Genomic DNA, 5,112 nt, shown 5'->3' on the forward strand with positions numbered 1-5,112 from the left:
CCGATAGTATTTAACTCACTACTTTACTTCGCGTCATTAAATCGCGAACCACTTTCCCTCTTTGTCCAAAGTCCAGTAGAAATATATTCATCACCAAACTCTTTGCGGTATTGTTCGGCGCGATCGAGCAGCGTCTCTAAACTGTGTCCGATATATACCGAACCACTGCTAGCCCCCGATACTTTGGGCTGACGGTTGATAAAGTCGATAGTGCGCTCGTGTAGTTTTTGAACATTTACCTCGGCTTTGTTGAAAATAGAACTGGCGAGTCCTTCCTGTTCCAGTAGTGCTGGCATCAAATGTTCGCTCTCAATCTGCTGATGCTGAAACTGCTTGGCAATTTCGGGAGTCCGAACAAGGGCTTTCCAGGCTTTTTCGGTAAATTGCTCGGAATTGGTTGGTTGCATAATCGTGCCCCTTAGCTGAGAAATAAATTATTTTGTTAACGCTCTTAATTACGAATTACAAATTACGAATTTGTAATTCACCACGGTAAGCGCGCAGTTGCGCCTTGAGTTGGGCAATTTCAGTTACCATATCTAGCACCATTGCTGCTCCGGCCCAATTCAAGTTCAGATCGTGGTGCAACCTTTGAATCTGCACAACGCGAAAAAGATCCTGTCGGCGCAGCATGATTCCTACAGGTTCAATTAGTCCCAGGCGGGCAAATCGTTCTAGCAATAAAACCGAGGTTTGGGTGAGGTAGGCGGCTTGCTCGAAACTATAGAGGCGATCGCCTGTTTCTGACCACACCACGCAAGACAAACTCAGGTTAGAACTCATAACCGCACCTCTTCTAAGCTCTGACGGGAATTAAAACTACTGACCTGCCGCAATTTTTCATAGCACTCTCTTTCTTGGGGACTCAAATCTTTGGGTGTCACAATTTTTAACCGCACGATCAAAGCGGTACGATTACCTTTTCGATCGCGCCAGCCCTTGCCACGTAGCCGGAGTGCTTGGCCGGAATCCACACCGGCCGGAATCGTCATCGTTACCTTGCCATCGGGCGTAGGAACATCTATTTGTGCGCCAAGCACTGCTTCCTCTGGGCTGACAGGTACTTCACAGGCAAGATTGTCGCCCTCAAATTTGAAGAAAGGATGAGGCAATAATTCAATCGACAGATAAAGATCGCCGCGTTGCTGGTTAAAAGGACTTATCTGTCCTTTGCCTTTTACCCGAATGCGGCTTCCCGGTTTCACACCCGGCGGAATACGAACAGTGATGGTTTCCCCATCAATTTGTAGCCGCTTCTGTGTACCGTGAAACGCTTCAGAAAAAGTGAGAGCGATCGCCGCTTCTGTATCCTGTGCGGGAACATCAGTGAAGCGGACGAAAGGGTCTTCTCCATAGTCAAAGTCGGCGTATTCCCGGAATTCTTCTGGTCTTCTTGCAGTGCGATAATTAGCTGTGCGCTGCCTTGTACGACCGCCACTGCGACCTAACCCTCCCAGCAATTCATCAATGAAATCATCAAAGTTGCCATACTGGCTAAAGTCATAACCTTGTGTACCCGCCCCTCTGGGTGGAGGTGCACCCGCCGCAGCCTGTTGCCAGTACTGACCATACTGGTCATACTTCTGGCGTTTTTCCGGGTCGGACAGCACTTCATTAGCTTCGTTAATTTCTTTGAACCGCGCTTCCGCTTGCTTATCGTTAGGATTTAAGTCCGGGTGATGTTTCCGTGCCAATTTCCGGTAGGCTTTTTTGATATCCTCCGGAGTGGCGTTCTTACTGACACCCAGAATTTCGTAATAATCTTTGAAATCGGTTGCTGCAACCATCAGCACCTCTTGAGATTAACGCGATGGGACGAGTGGGCAGAGGGGCAGGAGGAGATAAAACTCCTCACTCCTCACTCCTGGCTTCTGCCCTATTTGAGGAATCACCTGGTTTGACGACTTCGGATACTCGGTTGAAGAAACTAGAGAATTGTTCTTGAAGCTTGGCAAATGCGCCTGCTGTGTTCTCACGTGCCTTAACTTGCCGCTCTAGATTTTTAATTGCTTTGTCAAATGCTGCATACTCGCGATCGCCTCTGGCATATCCCAGTTCTTGAGCTAACTTGAGTTGGGCACGAGCATCTTCTAGCAACCGCTGTGCTGCGTCGCGATCCTTCTCTGCTAAAGTAACCGCAGTCACTAGATCGGTATGGGCTTTGACTAGCGGCAGGGGTCGAGCTTGTTCTGTCACCACTAAAGTAGAGAGCGCAAGTTGCAGCACGCCTTTGGCTTCATCAATTTTGCCTTCGTTCAACAACCGAGCTGCCTGCTTGGTAGCATCTGGATATCTCTCTAATGGCAGATTGACGATTGCTGTGCGAATCTCGCTCATCAGGTTGTTCAACAGTTCGCGAGCCGCCGGAAAATCTTCTGCATTTACAACAGCCTTAACTTGTTTGCGAATTCGGTCAACCAAATTAAAATCCTGAGGGGCAAAATCGATTATCTCTACCTGAGCCGCCACCGGAATTAGAGCTAGTTTGGGGTATTGTGCTACTAGAATGTCAATTTTTCCAGTTGCTCGTTCTAGGGCAGCAATTGCTTCTTGAGTCTTTCCCCGCTCAATGGCAGCGATCGCTTTTTTAGTTTCTTCAATTGCGGCGATCGCTTCTCGATCCAGTTTACTTTCAGCCTTAGCTGTTGCCTGTTGCCTCTCCTTTTCAATCTCCTGCTGAAGACTAGTATCAAGCTGATTCAATCTTTCAGGAGATACCGCAGCAGAGCTAACTGCATGAACGGGAGCGATGAATAAAAGCGAGGAGAAAAGAATACCCACGAGCAGGACTTGCAGCCCTCTAAAGAATCTGTGATATCGGTTCATGATTATTCTCCTGGTTTGTAAACTTGCTTTGCGCCTGGAATAGATGCCTTTTTCGTCGCGATCGAACATCTGTACCTTTTTGGGTCTAAGGATTATGCTGTAGAGAATTGTTGCCGATTTGGAAACCTTATCCAAATCGGCGTTTTGCAACAGGCTTGCATGTGTTTTGCAAGTTGCCACTGTCGATCGGGGTTGCAGCAAACAGCTAACCCTCATCTTGATAGGTTTAAACCCAATCAAGCATTAGCTGTTTGCTGACTTTCATGAGATGGTCTGTTGACTCTGGACACCCGGTTGAAGAAACTAGAGAACTTTTCCCGGAGTTTGGCAAATGGACTTTCTGTTTTCTCCTTTGCCCTGATTTGCCGCTCAATGTCTTTGATTGCCCGGTCAAGTTCTTTGTACTCGGGATCGCGTCTAGCATAGCCCAATTCTTTCGCCAGCTTGAGTTGGGTGCGAGCATCTTCCAGCAACCGCATTACTTGGTCCCGATTTTGCTGGTCCTGATTTTGCTGGTCCTGATTATGTTGATCCTGTCCCTGAGTGGCTAAAGCCATTGCAGCAGCTAGTTCAGTAAGGGCATTAATCAGTGGAATGGGTCGAGATTGTTCTGTCACCACCAGAGTTGAGAGTGCCAGTTGCATTACCGCTCTGCCTTCATCGGTTCTCCCTTGATGCAACAATCGGGCGGACTCCTTCATGGCATCAGGATACGTCTCAAGTGGCAGATTGACGGTTGATGTGCGAATCTCGCTCACTAGGTTGTGCAACAGTGCACGCCCAGTCGGAAAATCTTCCTCATTCACAGCCCTCTTAGCTTCATCGCGAATTGGCTCAATCAAATCAAAATCCCGAGGGGCAAGATCGATAATGGTTATCTGAGTTGACACAGGAACCAGAGCCAGTTCAGGGTAGCGTGCCAGGAGAATATCAAGTTTTCCAGTTGCCCGTTCCAGAGCTTGAATGCTTTCCTGAGTGTTTTCCCGATCGATGGCGTTGATTGCATTGCGAGTTTCTTCGAGCGCGGCGATTGCGTCCCGATCTAGGGAACTTTGAGCCTCATTCGTTGCCTTTTGCCTCTCCTGTTCAATCTCCTGCTGAGATTGAGGATTGGGCTGATTCAATGTCGTAGAGTTCATAATCTTCTCCTTGTTTGTTAATTTGTTTTGGGTTTGGAATAGGTGTTTTTTTCATCGCGATCGAACAATTGTTCGATCTACTTCTAAGCCTTCACTAGCCCATTAGTTTTTCCTTTGGTCTTGTACCAGAGGCTTCTCCCCTGCTCCACTCCGACTGCTCCCTTGCCTCTTCGTTGGTTGCAGGCGAGCTACAGCATTGGAAGCAGGTGGGGACGGGGACCGGGCGGGAAAGCTTTATCGATCCGATCGATCTCGGCTTCGGTCAACTGGATCTCCCCAGCCCCGGCGTTTTCGGCTGCGTGTTCGGGGCTAGAGGCCTTGGGGATTGCGAAGAGCGAGGGCCGCCGCACTAGGAACCGAAGCGCAACCTGGCGAGGGGTCGCGTTGTGCGCGGCGGCGATTTCCTGCAGCACGCGGCCTCCGGTCGTGTGCGGATTTGGGAAGTGCCCGTGACCGAACGGGCTGTAGGCGACCACGGCGACGCCATGTTTCTCACACCAAGGAATCACGGCATGCTCGATCGCGCGCTCTTTCAAATGGTAAAGAACCTGGTTGCAGACGAAACGACCCTCGCCGGCGATCGCCCGGGACTCTTCAAGGTCGGGCAGATCGAAGTTGCTCACTCCCCAGGAGAGAATCTTCCCCTCGTGCTGAAGCTGCTCGAAGGCGGCAATTGTGTCCTCCAACGGGTGCTGACTGCGCCATTGCAAGAAGTAGCAGTCCAGTCGATCGGTTTTGAGGCGAGCAAGCGACTTCTCGCAAGCCGCCCTCGTCCCGCGCCGAGAGGCATTATCGGGAAGTACCTTGGAGACCAGGAAGACCTCCTCGCGTCGCCCGACGATCGCCTCGGCGACCACTTCCTCGGCGATGCCGTACATCTCGGCGGTGTCAATATGGGTCATGCCGAGATCGAGACCTCGACGCAGCGTGGCGATTGCGGAGGCGCGATCGCTGCGATCGATGTACCAAGTCCCTTGACCGATCGCAGCGACCCCACGCTTTGTGAAACCAAACCGACGCTGTTCCATGCTTGTTCTCCTGATTAGATTCTTTTCTTTTGCAAGTTAGCAATTATACCATTTTTCTAAAGATGTGCTAGAGATAAAGAATGTAAGATCCAAGACCATCCTGTGAGAAAACCAATGAC

General features: G+C 49.9%; 5 protein-coding genes and 1 pseudogene. All 6 read right to left on the reverse strand.

Annotated features, from left to right (window positions below; genetic code table 11):
- Positions 1-77 precede the first annotated feature (77 nt).
- A pseudogene (locus QUA80_RS32925) lies at positions 78-407 on the reverse strand (Clp protease N-terminal domain-containing protein); the annotation flags it as partial.
- 55 nt (positions 408-462) lie between these two features.
- Positions 463-783, reverse strand: a complete 321-nt coding sequence (locus QUA80_RS32930) for a chaperone modulator CbpM (protein ID WP_333429109.1) — start codon at positions 781-783, stop codon at positions 463-465.
- Positions 780-1,787 carry a J domain-containing protein gene (locus QUA80_RS32935; RefSeq protein ID WP_333429110.1) on the reverse strand — a complete coding sequence of 336 codons (1,008 nt, stop codon included), beginning with the start codon at positions 1,785-1,787 and terminating at the stop codon, positions 780-782. The genes QUA80_RS32930 and QUA80_RS32935 overlap by 4 nt, the downstream gene beginning before the upstream one ends.
- Positions 1,788-1,851: 64 nt before the next feature.
- Positions 1,852-2,826, reverse strand: a complete 975-nt coding sequence (locus QUA80_RS32940) for a YfdX family protein (RefSeq protein WP_333429111.1) — start codon at positions 2,824-2,826, stop codon at positions 1,852-1,854.
- A gap of 236 nt (positions 2,827-3,062) precedes the next feature.
- On the reverse strand, positions 3,063-3,965 hold the full coding sequence (locus QUA80_RS32945) for a YfdX family protein (RefSeq protein WP_333429112.1): 903 nt from the start codon (positions 3,963-3,965) through the stop codon (positions 3,063-3,065).
- A gap of 188 nt (positions 3,966-4,153) precedes the next feature.
- Complete coding sequence (locus QUA80_RS32950; protein ID WP_333429113.1) at positions 4,154-4,993, reverse strand: aldo/keto reductase; 840 nt, start codon at positions 4,991-4,993, stop codon at positions 4,154-4,156.
- Positions 4,994-5,112: the final 119 nt, after the last annotated feature.

The sequence above is a fragment of the Microcoleus sp. F4-D5 genome (assembly GCF_036704885.1).
Lineage (GTDB): Bacteria > Cyanobacteriota > Cyanobacteriia > Cyanobacteriales > Microcoleaceae > Microcoleus.

Excerpts from the sequence above, each read along its gene's own strand:
- QUA80_RS32940 (WP_333429111.1), bottom strand. The coding sequence starts at position 2,826 with ATGAACCGATATCACAGATTCTTTAGAGGGCTGCAAGTCCTGCTCGTG.
- QUA80_RS32935 (WP_333429110.1), bottom strand. The coding sequence starts at position 1,787 with ATGGTTGCAGCAACCGATTTCAAAGATTATTACGAAATTCTGGGTGTC.
- QUA80_RS32950 (WP_333429113.1), bottom strand. The coding sequence starts at position 4,993 with ATGGAACAGCGTCGGTTTGGTTTCACAAAGCGTGGGGTCGCTGCGATC.
- QUA80_RS32945 (WP_333429112.1), bottom strand. The coding sequence starts at position 3,965 with ATGAACTCTACGACATTGAATCAGCCCAATCCTCAATCTCAGCAGGAG.
- QUA80_RS32930 (WP_333429109.1), bottom strand. The coding sequence starts at position 783 with ATGAGTTCTAACCTGAGTTTGTCTTGCGTGGTGTGGTCAGAAACAGGC.